Consider the following 15,872-nt stretch of genomic DNA (forward strand, 5'->3'; position numbering starts at 1 on the left):
CGCGCGCGGGTTCGAAACGCGCGCGAACGGCGCGCCGGGCGGCGGGACATGGCGAAGTGCCGGACCGCTTGAGAGGGGTGATGACGGCCCGTCAGGCGGAGGCGCGGACCACGAGCTGTGTCGGGGTGACGATCGAGGACAGCGCGGGCACGCTCTGCGGACCGGCCGACGGCGCGACCGCGCGCAGCAGCAGCCGGGCCATGAGGCGGCCCATTTCCTCGATGTCCTGGCGGATGGTGGTCAGTGGCGGGTCGGTCCATTCGGCGACGGAGACCATGTCGTCGAAGCCGACGACGGCCACGTCCTCGGGCACCCGGCGGCCCGAGGTGCGCAGCACGCGCAGGGCGCCGGAGGCCATGACGTCGGAGGCGGCGAAGACCGCGTCCAGGTCGGGGCGGCGCCGCAGGAGTTCGGCCATCGCGCTGGCGCCGCCCTCGGGGGTGAAATCGCCTTCGGCGATCAGGGCGGGGTCGGTCTCCGGCAGCACGTCACGGAAACCGTCGAGCCGGTCCACGGACGCGGTCTGGTCCAGCGGCCCCGCGATGTGGGCGATTGTGCGGCGGCCGATCGACAGCAGATGGCGTACGGCGTCCCGGGCGCCGCCCCGGTTGTCGCAGTCCACGTACAGCGTGCCGTGGTCGCTGTCGGAGTCCGTCCAGCCCGGCCGGCCGCCGATGACGGTGGGCACCCCGGCCCGGCGCGCCAGGGTCGGCAGCGAGTCGTCGGTGTGCAGCGAGAAGATCAGCGCGCCGTCCACATGGCCGCCCGCCAGATACCGCCCCACCCGCTCGTAGTCCGCCGTCCCCTCGGTGAGCAGCAGCACCAACTGATTGTCGCGGGCGGTGAGTTCCTTGCTGATCCCGCGCACCTGCTGGGCGAAGAACGGGTCGGTGAAGAACCGCGTCTCCGGCTCCGCCACCACCACCGCGATCGCGTCATTGCGCCGCGTCACCAGCGTACGGGCGGCCTGATTCGGCACGTACCCCAGCTCGTCGACCGCCTGACGGACCCGCTCCACCAGCGGCGCCCGCACCCCTTCGCTGCCGTTCACCACACGGGAGGCGGTGGCCCGCGACACCCCGGCCCGCGCGGCGACGGCCTCCAACGTGGGACGCGGCGCGAAGCTCGGGTCGGACAAGGGACGTCTCCTTCACGCGGGAATAACAGAAAACCGGGGGTCGGTACGCGCACAGCGTAACGGTTCCCCCGGTCACGCGTGAGAGCGCTCTCCGGGTCGGCCGGGCAGGTGGGACGGGTGGACGCTACGGGGGCGGCACCGGACGGTGGGGGGCGGGGGACACGGGACCGGCCGCACGGGAGCGCGACCGCCCGGGCCCGCCCTGTCAGCCCTCCAGGCCCCAGCCGATGATCCGGTACGGCCGGATCCTGATCAGCTCCTGGCTCAGGTGCGCGCCCAGGTCGTGCGGCCCCACGACCTGCTCGGCGGTGCCCCGGATCTCGACGCCGCGCACCGTCCACGGATCGACGCTCGCGATGTCGTCCACGACCAGCGACACCCGCGGATTCGCGGCGATATTGCGCCACTTCTTGGTGGTGCCCATCGCGTAGCCGCCGATGTCGATCGCGCCGTCCGGGCGGACGAAGTAACCGACCGGGTTGGCCTGCGGGCGGCCCTGGGCGTCGACGGTCGCGAGCCTGCCGAGGTGCTGCTTGCGCAGATAGGCCCGCTCGGCTTCGGTCAGTTCGGTGCGTGAGGACGTGGTAGCCATGCGTTCACCCTCACACGCCGGTGTCCGTCCGGCATCGGACCTTGGCCCGAGGCGGGTCCTACGACTCGCGGCGCGCTGCGATCGGTCCGTGGTCCGTACGGGCTCAGCCCGCGATCACCGCGCCGATCCAGGCGCCCACGACGATCAGGCAGGCCAGCAGTTCGATCAGCACGGAACCGCCCACCGCGCGCATCGCCGTACGCGTCGCCGTCCAGGCCGTACGGTGGCCGCCGCCCAGCCGGACCCGCTCCGAGACGTAGATCGCGCCGACGAAACCCAGGACGGCGCCGAGGACCGGCAGCAGGAAGAAGCCGGCGATCGCGACCGAGCCCGCGACCAGCACGGTGTGCCAGGTGACGCCGGAATCCCGGATCCGGCGCGGCGGCAGCAGCCACACCACGACCTGGACGACGGCCAGCAGACCGGTCGCCGCGGCCAGGACACCCCAGGTCAGGCTGGTGTGCTCGCGGGTCGCCCACCACATGACGGCGGCCCAGCAGAGCAGCGTCCCGGGCACGCCGGGGGTCAGCACACCGACGAGTCCGAGCAGCATCACCGCGCCGATCAGGCACACCTGTGCGGTCCCCATGAACCCACCCTGCCCGATGACGCGGCCGTCCGCCGCGCGGATCACGCCGGGGGCGCGAGCCGAGACCGGTCCGAGACCCGGCGCACGCGGGCGTCCGGGGCCGTACGCCGTCCGTACGCCCGCCGTACGGCTGGGTGTCATGTGCGGCGCGCTCCCCGGCGCGGGGGAGTGAACGCGGCGCGTCCGCGGGTCAGCCGCGGGAGACCCAGCCGCGCTCGTACGCGTGCCAGCCGAGCTGGAGGCGGGTGGTGACGTCGGCGATCTCCATCAGCCGTTTGACCCGGCGCTGCACGGTGCGCAGGCCGAGGTCGAGCTGTTTGGCGGCCGACGCGTCGGTGAGGCCGGCCAGCAGCAGCGAGAGGATCTGGAGGTCGGTGCTGTCCGGCTCCTGCGCCGACTCCTCGGCGACCGTGCCGGTACCGTCCAGGCTCAGCGGCATGCCCTGCCGCCACACCCCTTCGAACAGGCCCATCAGCGACTCCAGCAGACCGCTGGCGTGCACCACCAGCGCGGCGGGCTGGGCGAGCCGCCGGGTCAGCGGCACCATCGCCAACGACCGGTCGGCGACGACGAGTTTGGTCGGCACCCGGTCCACGACGCGCACCTGCTCGTTGCGGCCGAGCGCGGCCGACACCTCGGTGAAGCCGTTGGGGCTGGTGACCACGGAACGCTCCAGCACCACGCGGTACGTCACGCCGCGCTGGGCGGCGTCCGGCTCCGCGTCGTTCTCCATCCCGGTGATGGCCACCGGGCGGTCGGTGACCAGGGCGCAGACCTCGTCCTCCGCGCCGAACTGGATCTGGAGGAAGCGCTGGGCGACCGCGTTGGCGCCGGTCACCACCTCGACCAGGTCGTGCACGGCGGGTTCCGTCGCCTCGGCACGGAATTCGGCGGCCAGCACGGCCGCGGCCAGCTCCGCCTGCTCCAGCTCGTGCCGCTGGCGGGTCAGCAGCGCCGCCAGGGCGACGGCGGGCGGGGCCGCGACCCAGCGGCCGGGGCGGGCCGAGGACTGGGCGACCAGGCCGTGACCCTCCAGGCGGCGCAGCACGCGGCCCGCGTCGTCCTCGTCGATACCGAGGCGGTGCGACAGGTCGCCGACCTCGGCCGCGCCCAGGCCGACCAGGGCCCGGTAGGCGGATTCCTGCACTTCGTCCAGACCGATGGCACCGAGCACGGAGCCCCCCTCCCTGCGGTGGCGGAAATGAGCCACGGCGGTTTCCCGCCTTGGTCATCTTGTACTCCCGGAGGCCCGCTCTGCCACTGTGGGCGGCACCGAGCTTTGCGGAGAGCTTCACCGAGGGCTTTGCGGAGGGGCTGCTTCCGAGGTCCCGGCGGGTGTCGCCGCCGGGACGGACGACTCCGCCGGGCGGCCCCGTTGTGGGGGCGGGGCCGGCCCGGCGGTTCCACGTTTCCCGGCGGGCCCGGCGGTGGACAATAAGGGCATGAGCCAGCAGGGGGACTCCCACCGCAGCCAAGAGGACGACTGGTGGCGTCAGTTGTACGACGACGACGCGGCCGGGCCGTCCACGACGTCGGATTCGGTCGACGCGCACTTCGATTCCGCCCTGGACGCGGTGGCGCCGCCGCCTCCGACGCCGGCCGCCGACACCTTGAAACTGCGGCGGCCGATGCCGCCGGCGCCGCCGGCCTCCTGGTCGCCGCCGGCCGATCCGCCGGCCCCGTCGGCCCCGCCTGCCCCGCCGGAGGGCGGGGACTTGGACGTGTGGTCGGCGCCGCCGACCTTCGCGGAGCCGCCGCAGGAGACGGCCGAGGCGCCGTGGGACGTCTGGTCGGCGCCGCCGACCTTCCCGGTCCGGGACCCGGAGCCGGACCCCGATCCGGAGTCGGAGCCCGACCTGTGGCCCGGTACGGCCTGGCAGGCCCCGGCCCCGGACGTACCGGCCCCCCGCCCCGCCTGGACCCCACCGCGCGACACCCCCGCCCCCCAACCACCCACCGACTGGTGGTCGACCCCGCCGAAACCCCCCACCGCACCGGAACCGGAAGATTCCCGCCCCCAGCCCGGCGAATGGTGGTCCCCCACACCCCCCGCCCCGCCGGCCTCGCCGGAGGATTCAACGGCCGCTCGGCCGGGGCCCGCTGCGGCTGAACCGGAGCAGTCCGCAGCGCCGGACGACGGGATGGCCGCTCGCGCGGAGCCAGTTGCGCCGGAGCCTGACGTCACGGCTTCGCCGGACCAGTGGTTCCGGCCCGAGGTCGACGCGCCTGCCTCGGCGGAGCCGGACCAGTCTGCGGCGCAAGACGATCCAACGGCCGTTCGGCCGGGGCCTGTTGTGTCGGAGCCTGATGCCCAGGCTTCGCCGGGCCAGCGGCTACGACCCGGGGGCGACACGCCGGTATCAGCGGAGCCGGACCCGGTCGAGCTGGAGCAGGCAGCCTCGCCGGACGGTTCAGCGGCTCCTTGGCCAGGTCCCGTTGCGGCTGAACCGGAGCAGTCCGCAGCGTCGAACGACGGGATGGCCGCTCGCGCGGAGTCTGTTGAGCCGGAGCCCGAGGCCCCGGCTTCGCCGGACCAGACTGCGGCGCAAAACGATCCAACGGCCTTGCGGCTGGGGCTTGTTGAGCCGGAGCCTGACGTCACGGCGTCGCCGGGCCAGTGGTTCCGGCCCGGGGCCGGCACGCCCGTATCGGCGGAGCCGGAGCAGTCCGCGACGCAGGTCGGTCCCACGGCCGGTCGGCCGGAGGCTCAGGCGCGCGCCGTACCGGCGCAGTCGTCGGGTACGGCTGAGGTGCCGTCGCAGGCAGACAATGCGGAGGCGGCGGACGAGACGCCGGAGCAGGCGGAGCAAGCCGTCGGCGCGGGCCGTACGACGGTGACCGAGGCCGCCGCGCCGCGGCCGGCGGCGCCTGATCCCCGGGCGGGGCTCAGTGCCGCGCCCCCGGCAACCGCGCCGACCGAGACGGACCCCGCCCTCCCTGGCCCGAGGCCCGCCCCCGGTCCGACGCCCACACTCGCGCCGCCCGAGGCGGCCGCACCCGAACCGACCACCTCGTGGTCGCCGCCCCCCGCCGAGGAGGCACCCGCCCCCCTCGCTCAGCCGGAAGCCGCGCCCACCGCCCAGACGTCGGCCCAGCCGGACGCTGCCTCATCCGAGTCGCCCGCGCCCGCTGCTCCGCGGGAGCCGGTGTCCGGCCCCTGGCCAACGGCTGAACCGCCTGGGCCGGCCGCCGTGCAGCCGGAGACCGTCAGCGTGCCTTGGCCAGGGGCCGAGCCGCCCGCGCCCGCCTCTCCGCCGGAGCCGGAATCCACCCCCACCCCCTGGCCGGCGGCAAAGCCGTCCGCATCCGCCTCTCCGGCGGAGCCGGAGGCAGCCGCTGTCCCCGGGTCGGCGGCCGAATCGCCGTCGCCCGTTCCTCCGGCGGAGCCAGAAGCGACCCACGTCCCCCGGCCGGCGGCCGAGCCGCCGTCACCCTCCGTCCCGGCGGAGCCGGAGGCGGTCCGGGAGCCGTCACCCGTGGTCCCGGCGGACGAGCCGCCGGCCGCGTTTTCTCCGGCGGAGACCGGGTTTGTGGAAGGGGGCGTGCGGTGGGCGCCGGAGTTGCCGCCGGGGTGGGTGGCCGCTGGGGCGGACGACGGGGCCGCGGAGGTCGGGGAGCCGGAGGTGGTGGGCGGGGGGCCGCCGACGTACGCGGCCGAGCCGACCGCGTGGCCGGAAGCCGATCCGGAGGATCTGAGCGGGCTCGTCGCCGACACCGTCCTGGACGGCGCCCGCTACGGCAGCATGACGCTGCGTACGGTCTCGGTGCGCGGCGACTCCGCGCGCTACCGCGGCCAGCCCCGCAGGGACGCCCTGCTGACCGCCCGCTTCGGCACCGGCGACGACGCCCTGCTGCTGGTCGCGATGGCCAGCGGCGCCCGCGCCGCGGACGACGCGCACAAGGCCGCCCAGGACGCGGTCCGCTGGATCGCGGGCGCCGTCGGCCGCAGCAGGAACCGCCTGTCGGACGACCTGCGCGCCGCCCGCCGCGGCTCGCTCAAATCCGGCCTGCACCGCCTCACCGACCGGTGCTACGGACGGCTCCGCGCCCGCGGCGAGGACCTCGGCCTCGACGAGGGCGCGTACACCGCCTCGCTGCGCTGCCTGCTGCTGCCCGCCGACCCCGAATGCCGTATCCGCCTCTTCTTCGGCGTCGGTGACGGCGGCCTGTTCCGGATCAGGGACGACACCTGGCAGGATCTGGACCTGGCCCCGGACGAGACGGCCGCGCCGTTCCGCTTCCGTGCCACCGTCGCCCAGCCGGGCGACGCCCTGCTGATGTGCAGCGGCGGCCTCGCCGAGCCGCTGCGCGGCGAACCCGCCCTCGCGGTGCACCTCGCCGAGCGCTGGGGCGGCGGCCCGCCCGGCATGGCCGCGTATCTCGCCGACGCGCAGACCCGCGTCAAGGGCTACGCCGACGACCGTACGGCGGTGACCGTCTGGGATGCGTAGCGGCCCGCTTCCCGGTGAGATGAGAGGAGTCACCGACGTCACCGACGAGGACGGGCGAACCCATGGCGAAGCGGACCGTGGCCGAGCAGTTCATCGATGTGCTGGTGCGCGCGGGCGTACAGCGCCTGTACGGGGTGGTGGGCGACAGCCTCAACCCCGTCGTGGACGCCGTCCGCCGCAACCGTTCCATCGAATGGGTGCACGTACGCCACGAAGAGGTCGCCGCCTTCGCGGCCGGCGCCGAGGCCCAGCTCACCGGCAAGCTGGCCGCGTGCGCCGGCTCCTGCGGCCCCGGCAATCTGCACCTGATCAACGGCCTGTACGACGCCCACCGCTCGATGGCCCCGGTCCTGGCGCTCGCCTCGCACATCCCCAGCAGCGAGATCGGCACCGGCTACTTCCAGGAGACCCACCCCGACCAGCTCTTCCGCGAGTGCAGCCACTACAGCGAGCTGATCTCCAACGCCCAGCAGATGCCCCGGGTGCTCCAGACCGCCGTCCAGCACGCCGTCGGCCGCGGCGGCGTCAGCGTGATCAGCCTGCCGGGCGACATCGCCGCCCAGGAGGCGCCGCAGCGCAGCATCGAGCACGCCCTGGTCACCCGGCGCCCCGCGGTCCGCCCCGGCGACGCGGAGGTCGACGCGCTGGCCCGGCTGGTCAACGGCGCCAACAAGGTCACCCTCTTCTGCGGCAGCGGCACCGCCGGCTCGCACGACGAGGTGATGGCCTTCGCCGAACGCGTCAAGGCCCCGGTCGGCCACGCCTTGCGCGGCAAGGAGTGGATCCAGTACGACAATCCGTACGACGTCGGCATGAGCGGCCTGCTGGGCTATGGCGCCGCGTACGAGGCGATGCACGAGTGCGACCTGCTGATCCTGCTCGGCACCGACTTCCCGTACAACGCCTTCCTGCCGGACGACGTGACGATCGTGCAGGTCGATGTGCGGCCCGAGCACCTGGGGCGGCGCTCCAAGCTGGACCTGGCGGTGTGGGGCGACGTCGGCGAGACGCTGCGCTGCCTGACGCCGAAGGTGCGCGAGAAGTCCGACCGCAAATTCCTCAACCGGATGCTGAAGAAGCACAGCGACGCCCTGGAGGGCGTCGTGAAGGCGTACACCCGCAAGGTCGACAAGCACGTGCCGATCCACCCGGAGTACGTGGCATCGGTTTTGGACGAAGAGGCCGCGGACGACGCGGTGTTCACCGTCGACACCGGTATGTGCAATGTGTGGGCGGCGCGTTATCTGACGCCCAACGGCAAGCGGCGCGTCATCGGCTCCTTCACGCACGGCTCGATGGCGAACGCGCTGCCGCAGGCGATCGGCGCGCAGTTCCTGGACCGGCGTCGGCAGGTCGTGTCGATGTCCGGCGACGGCGGCTTCACGATGCTGATGGGCGACTTCCTGACCCTCGTGCAGTACGAACTCCCGGTCAAGATCGTGCTGTTCAACAACTCCTCGCTCGGCATGGTCGAGCTGGAGATGATGGTCGAGGGTCTGCCCGCTTACGGCACCACCAACCACAATCCGGACTTCGCCGCGATCGCCCGCGCGGCCGGGGCGTACGGCGTCCGTGTCGAGAAGCCCAAGGATCTGCGGGACGCGCTGCGCGGCGCCTTCCGGCACAAGGGCCCCGCCTTGGTCGACGTCGTCACCGACCCGCACGCCCTGTCCATCCCGCCGAAGATCACCGGTGAGCAGATCGGCGGCTTCGCGCTGTCGGTGGGCAAGGTCGTCCTGGACGGCGGCGTCGGCAAGATGGTCCAGCTCGCCCGCTCCAATCTGCGCAACGTCCCGCGCCCCTGAGAGGGCCCGAAGGCCCTGAAGACCCCGCAGAGGGGGGCGGGGATCAACAGGGCGCGGAACGGCGTCAGTTCTGGATCAGGTCGAACTCCTCCCACGGCCCGACGGCCGTGCGATTGGCGATCAGCGGCGCCGCGCCGGCGTTCTCGGCCGTCACGTACTGGTTGTTGACCCGGGCCCGCAGGCTGACGCTGCCGTCGCCGTTGTGGACCAGCTGGAACTGCTCCCAGGTGCCGACCGCGTCCACCTTGGCCAGCAGCGGGGCGGCGCCCGCGTTGTCGGCCGTCACATATTTGTTGTTGGCGTGCGAGCGCAGCGCGATGTACCCGCCGCCCTGGTCGATCTCGTCGAACTGCTCCCACTGGCCGATCGCGGTGCGGTTGGCGATCAGCGGGGACGCGCCGGCGTCCTCGGCCGTCACATAGTCGCCGTTGGCGTGGGCGCGCAACGAGACCACCGTGCCGCTCGCGGGCGGGGTGCCGCCGCCGTCCAGGCCGATCTGCACATTGCCCAGGTGCTTCGCGGCGGTCGCGGGGGAGCCGGAGACCTGCGCGAAGGGCAGCGACGTCGTCGGACCGGCGACCTGCTCGACCAGGTAGGACTGGCCCGCGGCGACCGGCACATTGAGGGTGCCGGCCGTGGTCGGCTGGACCACCACGGCGTTGCTCGACCCGTTCACCACCTGGACCGACTGGCCCGGCCAGGGGCTGCGCACCCGCATGGTCTGCGAGGACCCGGCCTGGACGGCGACCGTGACCGGGGTGCCGTTCTGCACCTGCACGCTCACCTTGGTGTTGCCCTGCACGGACACGGTGCCCGCCGCGTCCCAGCCGGCCGGCCAGGCCGGCGCGATCCGCAGCAGCCCGTCGTAGTCCTGCACCAGCGCCTCGTTGAGCGCGGTCGCGACGCCGGACGCCTGCTCGATGTACGCCTCGGTGCCGACGGTGTTGCCGAGGTCGGCCAGGCCGTTGATGTACACCTGGTGGCTCTGCGTGATCGACTTGAGCTTGGCGGCGACCTCGGCGGCCATGCCGAGCCGGGCCGCGTCGATCGCGTCCATGCTCCAGTCGTTGCCGCCGGTGAACACCCGGTGGTTGTAGGTGCGCACTGCCAGGTCCTTGAGCGGCCCCGGGTCGTCGGTGATCAGGTTGTACGGGTAGACCGGCTCCAGGTCGATGTTCTCGCCGTTGCGGGTCTGGGCGGTCGGCTGGTACGACCAGGCGATCACGTCGTTGCCGGCGGCGTCGGCGGACGGCGGCAGCACCTGGGTGTGGCCGAAGTCCGTACGGGCCCACGGCGGGATCTGGCCCTGTGCGGTGGTCAGTTGGGAGATCAGCGTGCTGTCACCGGTGTTGAGCAGCTGCGCCGCCTTGACCACCACGGGGAACAGCGCGGCGTCCGCGGCCAGATCGGTTGTCGGGTCCTGCACCGCCCACTGCGTCTCGTGCGCGTTGGCGATCGCGTGCAGTTTCCCGTCGGAGCCGACCTTCTGGTAGTTGAGCAGGAAGGTCGCGGTCGACTTCAGCAACGGGTAGTACGTGCGCAGGAAGTTCAGATCACCGGTCTGCTGGTACTGCTGCCAGATGTAGAGGCTGATCTCGGCGCCCGACGTGATGTTCAGCGCGTTCCAGTTGGGGCTGCCGGGCTGGCTGCACGCCGCGTTGGCGCCGTTGCCGGGGTCGCCGCCGTTGCCGTTGAACCGCATGACCTCCGGGACGCACGCGCCGGGCGTCCCGCCCATCTGCTGCCGGGTCCATGCCTCGATCGCGGACAGATTGTTCTGGTAGAGATTGAAGATCGGGATGTTCAGCGCGAAATTCCCGGTGCTCATATTGGCCGAGATCTGGGTGCGCAGATTCCACAGCCAGGTCGCGGACGGCGTCCAGTTCTGGTGGTCCTGGCCGAAGTTGAACATGTCGGCGACACCGGCCTGGCTGCCCGGGACCGTGCCGCGCATCGAGGCGGCCTCCATGTAGGTGTACAGGGTGCGCAGCGTCTCCATGTACTGCGCGGTGCCGTCGGCGGAATTGGCCTCCAGCGCACCGGAGTTGCCCCAGAAATTCGCCCACCAGGACTGCTGGGAGGACAGCAGCGCGGACTCCGCGGCGCCCGCGTCGGAGCCGAGCAGATTGGCGGCGGTGGTCGCCGCATTGCCGCCGGTCCAGGTCGGCGCGCCGAGGACGATCCGGTACGAGCCGTCGGTGTTGGGCGTGAAAACGACCTTCACCTGCGTGGTGTTGACCACCGACGCGCTGACGTTGCGGCCGCCGGCCGAGAGCGCGGCCAGCGAGCCGAAGGTCCGTCCCGAGGCGCCCGCCTCCTGGTTGTCGACCCAGGTCTCGGCGAGGGTGCCGATCGGTCCTGACGCGGCGGCCTGCGGGGCGCGGCCCGACCAGAGGCTGAGCGTCGCGGTCTGCTGGGCGCCCGGGTCGGCGCCCGTGACGTCCACGATCAGCTCGTCCTTGGTCGCCGACACCCAGGATTTGAGCGTCATGCCGCCGCCGGACTCGGTGAGCACACCGCTGTAGACGTCCAGCGAGCCCTTGAAGTCCGACGCCCCGGTCAGCGCCGACAGGCCGGGAATCCGCACCTGGCCCGGTGACTTGCGGCCCGGCAGCGTGTCGGCGCGGTTGAGCTGCGCGGTGAAGCCGTCGGCCGCCCACGCGGCGGCGCCCAGCGAACCGTTGCCGAGCGGCAGCGACTGGGCGGCGGCGGTGTTCGGCGAGCCCAGCACGATATTGGAGCGGCGGACCACGTTCGGTGTGTCGACGTGGAAGGCGCCGTTCTGCCAGGCCGTGGTCGGGCCCGCGGCCGTGGCTGGCGGAGCGGCGGCGGGTACGAGCAGGCCGGCGGCCAGCACAGCGGTGGCGATGAGCGCAGGTGGTCGGATCATTCGCCGACGTCCGGCGTTTTCTTGCGGTGTGTTCACGGCCCCTCCCGAGGCGGCGGGAAAACTGCGCGGGATCACTGCATGGGGTGCAACACCCAAGAGGCACATGGGATGAGTGCGCCACAGAGTGGAGGGCGCGGCGGGGCGCTGTCAAGGATTTTCGCAGCGCTGTCCCGACTATACGTCGGACCTTTTTGGGGCGCCGAGGTCAGGACGGACGCCTCGGGGGAATCGCGCCGTACGGGTCCCCGGCGTGTCAGGGGGCCATCAGGAGATCACCGGCCGATGACTGGATCTCGCCCGGTTGGGAATGCCTATCGGCAAGAAGTTCGACGGGGAATCGCGGCGGCGTCCGGAGCGGGGCGATGGAAGAGCCCGGAGCGGAAGAACTGCCGGAAGCACATGTGCTGCCGGTATCAGGAGAGCTGTCGTACGCGGGAGAGTTGGGGGACCAGACGAATACCACGGGGCAGATACTGCGGCATACGGTGCGGCACGCCGATCTGCCGGCCGTCGCCGAGGTGCGCAGGCTGCTGCGGCAGCATCTGCGCGACTGGGGCGCGCCGGGGCTCTGCGACACCGCCGAGCTGCTCGCCACGGAACTGGTGACCAACGCGCTTCAGCACACGAGCCAGGGCGCGGTGCTCACCGCCGCCATCGTGCCGGACGAGGCGGCGGGGCAGCGGCTGCGGGTCGAGGTGTACGACACGCGGGCCCGGCGCCCGCGCGTGCCCGTCCAGGCCGGCACCCCCGACGACCAGGGCACCTCGGGCCGCGGCCTGTTCCTGGTGCAGGTCATGTCCGACGCCTGGGGCGCCCACCCGCACGGGCGGGGCAAGGTCGTCTGGTTCGAACTGGGTGTGCCCCGCGACTGAGGCGGGACGGATACGAGGCCGAGGGCCCGGGGCGCGTGCCGGCCGTCTTCGGTCGGTGCGCACCCCCGGAACCCCGTGCGGCCGGGGCGTCCCCGGACCCCCGGACCACTTCGCCCGGGTCTCGGGCGTCAGCCGAACTGACGCTCCATCTCCTCCAGCTTGCGCTCCAGCGAGTCAAGACGCGGCAGCGTCATCGTGTCGTCCTCGGCCGTGAGGTCGATGGTCAGCGGCGCCGCGGCCTCCTCGCGTACCGGCTGGAGCGCCGGACGGGCGCGGACCGGCAGTTCGGCCGCCGAGACCTCCCCTATGGCAGGCTCCGATGCGGCCTGGCCGCCGCCGGCGGCCGATGCGGCCGGCGGCAGTTCGACCTGACGGCCGCCGCGCCCGCCACGCGGCCAGGTGCGGTGCTGCCGGTTGAGCGCCTTGACCCGGGCCCGCTCCAGCCGGTCGTGGTCGCGGCGGCGCAGCATGGTCTGCTCGCGCTCCCGCCGGTCCTCGCGGACCTCCTCGACCGCCTCGTCCAGGCTGCGCACACCCTCAAGCAGCATCAGGGACCAGGCCGCGTACGTCTCGCGCGGCGCCCGCAGCCACCGCACCATGCGGATCTGCGGCAGCGGGCGGGGGACCAGGCCCTGCTCGCGCAGCGCCGCCCTGCGGGTCTGCTTCAGCGCCCGGTCGAAGAGCACCGCGGCCGACAGCGACATCCCGGCGAAGAACTGCGGCGCGCCCGCGTGGCCCATGCCGCGCGGCGCGTGCACCCAGTTGAACCAGGCCGCCGCTCCGGCGAACAGCCACACCAGCATGCGCGAGCCGAGCGCCGCGTCACCGTGGCTGGCCTCGCGCACCGCGAGCACCGAGCAGAACATCGCGGCGCCGTCCAGGCCGAACGGGACCAGGTACTCCCAGCCGCCGCTCAGATTGAGATTCTCCCGGCCGAAGCCGACCAGGCCGTGGAAGGACAGCGCGGCGGCGACGGCGGCGCAGCAGAAGAGCAGCACGTACGAGGCACTGCCGTATATCGCCTCCTTGCGGCGCCGCCGCTCCTCGCTGCGCTCCCACGAGTCGGTCTGGGCGCCGTCGGCGGGGTTCGCCTTCCGGTTGCGGAACACCACGACGCAGGCCGCGAGGACGACCAGGCCGATGGCCCCCGAGAGCGCCCAGTCCAGCGATATGTCGGTAAGTCTCATGTGCGATTCCTAGTGTCGCTTCCGTCGCGCTCGGGCCGCGGGACGGCTTACGACCGACATCTTTGCGAAGAGCGCGGATGACTGTGGAGGTTATGGCCCAAGAGCACGCCTTTGGATGGATTGCTCGAACTCCCGTGCCAGAACAGCTCAGTTGAGCGAGATCGTAGCGTGATCTTCAGGCCGCCGAGACCAGTCGCCTGATCCGGTCCGCGTCGCAGGTCCGCGGGCAGGTGGTGCAGGCGTCCGCCGGGCTGATCGTATAGAAGCGGCAGCAGGTCAGCCGGTCCCGGGTGCGGGTGACCGTCGGTGACGGTTCGTCAGTACCGATTGGTGCCGTCAGTTCGCGGAAGGCGGCGCCTCCGGCATACGGCGTAGTGCCACCGGGCAGCAGGGCGGAGAGTTCGGCCGCGGCCCGCTCCTCCTCGCCCAGCAACTGGCCGATCCGCCACAGTCCTTCGGTGATCTCGTCGGTCGCCATGCCCCACAGCGCGCGCGGGCCGCGCCGCAGCCGCGGCCCGAAGCCGGTCAGGATCGGGCCGAGATGCTCCGCGACCGCGGCCCGCAACTCGTCGCGCAGCGCCGCCTCGTCGGGCAGGACGCGGGCACCCGGCAGGGCGGCGGCCGGGTCGCCGGGCAGGCACGCGAAGGACCGCGCACTGACCGCCATCCGGCCCGCGGCGGCGTCGAAGGCCACATCGGTCACCGCGAGCCGCGGCACCCGGCGCGCGACGAACCACGGCACGGTGAAGAGCAGGCACGCCGGCCAGGTGTAGCGGTGCAGGGCCAGCGCCGCCGCCACGTCGGGCCGCGGCTGCCGGCCGTGGTCCGCGGTCACCTGGGCGGCCACGGCGGCGGTCAGCGTGTGCGCGGCGGGACCGCCCTCGGCCAGCTCCCGGGCGCACGTCCAGCCGGGCCCGTCCGGCAGTCCGCCGCTCACCGAGGTCACGGCGAGCCCCGGGAAGACCTCCGCGAGCCGGGCGTACGCCGCGGACAGCGGCGATCCGGCCGGGGCGGCGGGCGGCGGTGCGGCGGGTACGGGCATGCGGCTCACCATCGGGCGTGTCGAGCGGGGCGAGGTCGCGACACCGGCGGCGCGGCGCCAGGACCGCGCCACCGAGATCGTTACGAGGTAAGGCTTACCTTACTCATGCCCGAGGGTGTCCCGGCAAGTCGACCCGGGGTCCGGCTACGGCATTCGGGGGACGCCGATTTCCCTGCCTCCGCGCCGCCCGTCGCCGGGGAGCCGCCCGCTGCCGTTACGCCACCCGGTCCCGGAGCCAGCGCAGTTGTTCCGGGCGGCGCTCGGTGGAGCCGCCCTCGTGGCCGTTCCACGGATAGACGGTGATCTCCTTCTCCTCGCCCGCCCAGTGGTTGTAGGCCGCGAAGACGGTGGACGGCGCACAGGTGGTGTCCATCAGCGCCGCCGAATACAGCGCGGGCGCGGTCGCCCGCGCGGCGAAATTCAGCCCGTCCATGTACGACAGCGTCCTCAACACCTGTTCCTGGGCGCCGCGTTGGGTGGCCAGGAAGCGCACGATCTCCTGGTACGGGTCCTGGTCGGTGAGGGTCAGCGCGCGCCGGAAGTGCTGGAGGAAGGGCACGTCGACCAGGGCCGCCGCTATGTCGGGGCGCAGGCCCGCGACCGCCGTGGCGATGCCGCCGCCCTGGCTGCCGCCCGCCACGCAGATCCGGGCGGCGTCCACGGCCGGGTGGGCCGCTGCCGCGTCCACCGCGCGCACCGCGTCGGTGAAGACCCGGCGGTAGTAGTACGTCGCGGGGTCCAGGATGCCGCGCGTCATGAAGCCGGGGGCCTGCGGATTCCCGCCGCCGACCGGGTCGGGCGTGGCACCCGCGCTGTTCCGGCCCGCCGCGCCCTGGCCGCGGGTGTCCATGATGAACGCCGCCCGGCCGCCGGCCGGCCACACCAGATGGTCGTGCGGCAGGCCGCGACCGCCGCCGTACCCGATGTACTGCACCACGCACGGCACCGGGCCCGGCGCGCCCTTCGGCACGATCAGCCACGCCGCGACCGGGTGCCCGCCCCAGCCGGAGAAGGTCACGTCGTAGACCTCGACGGTGCTCAGCCCGCCGTCGTAGGGCCGGTATTCGGTGGCCGGGCCGTCCTGCGCGAGCTGCGCGGCCTCGTCCAGGGTGCGTTTCCAGAAGGCGTCGAAATCGTCGGGCTCATGGCGCTCCGGGAGATACGAGCGCAAGTCGTCGAGGGGCATGTCGAACAGGGCCATGCGGACTCCAGAGACGGATCGGGGCGGATCGAGTCAGGTCGGGTCGAGTCAGGTCGAGTCGGGCCAGACCGGGGGAGGTGCGAGCCGGCGTGCCGCGAACGGCGA

General features: G+C 73.1%; 12 protein-coding genes. 3 read left to right on the top strand and 9 right to left on the bottom strand.

What is annotated here, in order from left to right; translation table 11 throughout:
* Nucleotides 1-91: 91 nt before the first annotated feature.
* From BM076_RS00065 to BM076_RS00085, 5 genes are all read right to left on the bottom strand, one after another.
* On the bottom strand, nucleotides 92-1,138 hold the full coding sequence (locus BM076_RS00065; protein ID WP_093711215.1) for a LacI family DNA-binding transcriptional regulator: 1,047 nt from the start codon (nucleotides 1,136-1,138) through the stop codon (nucleotides 92-94).
* A 205-nt stretch (nucleotides 1,139-1,343) separates the two neighbouring features.
* Nucleotides 1,344-1,730, bottom strand: a complete 387-nt coding sequence (locus BM076_RS00070; protein WP_093711216.1) for a PPOX class F420-dependent oxidoreductase — start codon at nucleotides 1,728-1,730, stop codon at nucleotides 1,344-1,346.
* Nucleotides 1,731-1,833: 103 nt separating this feature from the next.
* Nucleotides 1,834-2,319 (bottom strand): DUF456 domain-containing protein, encoded by a 486-nt coding sequence (locus BM076_RS00075; RefSeq protein WP_093711682.1) that lies wholly within the window; start codon nucleotides 2,317-2,319, stop codon nucleotides 1,834-1,836.
* 190 nt (nucleotides 2,320-2,509) lie between these two features.
* Complete coding sequence (locus tag BM076_RS00080; RefSeq protein ID WP_093711217.1) at nucleotides 2,510-3,493, bottom strand: helix-turn-helix domain-containing protein; 984 nt, start codon at nucleotides 3,491-3,493, stop codon at nucleotides 2,510-2,512.
* A gap of 318 nt (nucleotides 3,494-3,811) precedes the next feature.
* Nucleotides 3,812-4,255 carry a hypothetical protein gene (locus BM076_RS00085; protein ID WP_093711218.1) on the bottom strand — a complete coding sequence of 148 codons (444 nt, stop codon included), beginning with the start codon at nucleotides 4,253-4,255 and terminating at the stop codon, nucleotides 3,812-3,814.
* 1,687 nt (nucleotides 4,256-5,942) lie between these two features.
* Between BM076_RS00085 and BM076_RS37140 the strand changes: the two genes are divergently transcribed.
* Nucleotides 5,943-6,770, top strand: coding sequence for a protein phosphatase 2C domain-containing protein (locus tag BM076_RS37140; RefSeq protein WP_245795610.1), 828 nt, complete (start codon nucleotides 5,943-5,945; stop codon nucleotides 6,768-6,770).
* Nucleotides 6,771-6,832: 62 nt separating this feature from the next.
* Nucleotides 6,833-8,575: a pyruvate dehydrogenase gene (locus BM076_RS00095; RefSeq protein ID WP_093711220.1), complete on the top strand. Its 1,743-nt coding sequence runs from the start codon at nucleotides 6,833-6,835 to the stop codon at nucleotides 8,573-8,575.
* Nucleotides 8,576-8,639: 64 nt separating this feature from the next.
* On the opposite strand, the gene BM076_RS00100 is transcribed toward BM076_RS00095, so the two are convergent.
* A complete protein-coding gene (locus BM076_RS00100) occupies nucleotides 8,640-11,465 on the bottom strand; it encodes a fascin domain-containing protein (protein WP_107416912.1) in 2,826 nt (941 codons plus the stop codon).
* A 362-nt stretch (nucleotides 11,466-11,827) separates the two neighbouring features.
* On the opposite strand from BM076_RS00100, the gene BM076_RS00105 reads away from it, so the two are divergent.
* Nucleotides 11,828-12,337 carry an ATP-binding protein gene (locus tag BM076_RS00105; protein ID WP_093711222.1) on the top strand — a complete coding sequence of 170 codons (510 nt, stop codon included), beginning with the start codon at nucleotides 11,828-11,830 and terminating at the stop codon, nucleotides 12,335-12,337.
* A gap of 128 nt (nucleotides 12,338-12,465) precedes the next feature.
* Here BM076_RS00105 and BM076_RS00110 read toward each other — a convergent pair whose 3' ends face one another.
* The 3 genes from BM076_RS00110 to BM076_RS00120 all read right to left on the bottom strand — a co-directional run bounded on the left by BM076_RS00110 (nucleotide 12,466) and on the right by BM076_RS00120 (nucleotide 15,767).
* Nucleotides 12,466-13,524, bottom strand: coding sequence for a DUF2637 domain-containing protein (locus BM076_RS00110; protein ID WP_093711223.1), 1,059 nt, complete (start codon nucleotides 13,522-13,524; stop codon nucleotides 12,466-12,468).
* A 175-nt stretch (nucleotides 13,525-13,699) separates the two neighbouring features.
* Nucleotides 13,700-14,566, bottom strand: a complete 867-nt coding sequence (locus BM076_RS00115) for a (2Fe-2S)-binding protein (RefSeq protein ID WP_245795611.1) — start codon at nucleotides 14,564-14,566, stop codon at nucleotides 13,700-13,702.
* A gap of 214 nt (nucleotides 14,567-14,780) precedes the next feature.
* Nucleotides 14,781-15,767 carry an acetylxylan esterase gene (locus tag BM076_RS00120; RefSeq protein ID WP_093711224.1) on the bottom strand — a complete coding sequence of 329 codons (987 nt, stop codon included), beginning with the start codon at nucleotides 15,765-15,767 and terminating at the stop codon, nucleotides 14,781-14,783.
* Nucleotides 15,768-15,872: the final 105 nt, after the last annotated feature.

The organism is Actinacidiphila alni (assembly GCF_900112845.1).
Classification (GTDB): Bacteria; Actinomycetota; Actinomycetes; order Streptomycetales; family Streptomycetaceae; genus Actinacidiphila; species Actinacidiphila alni.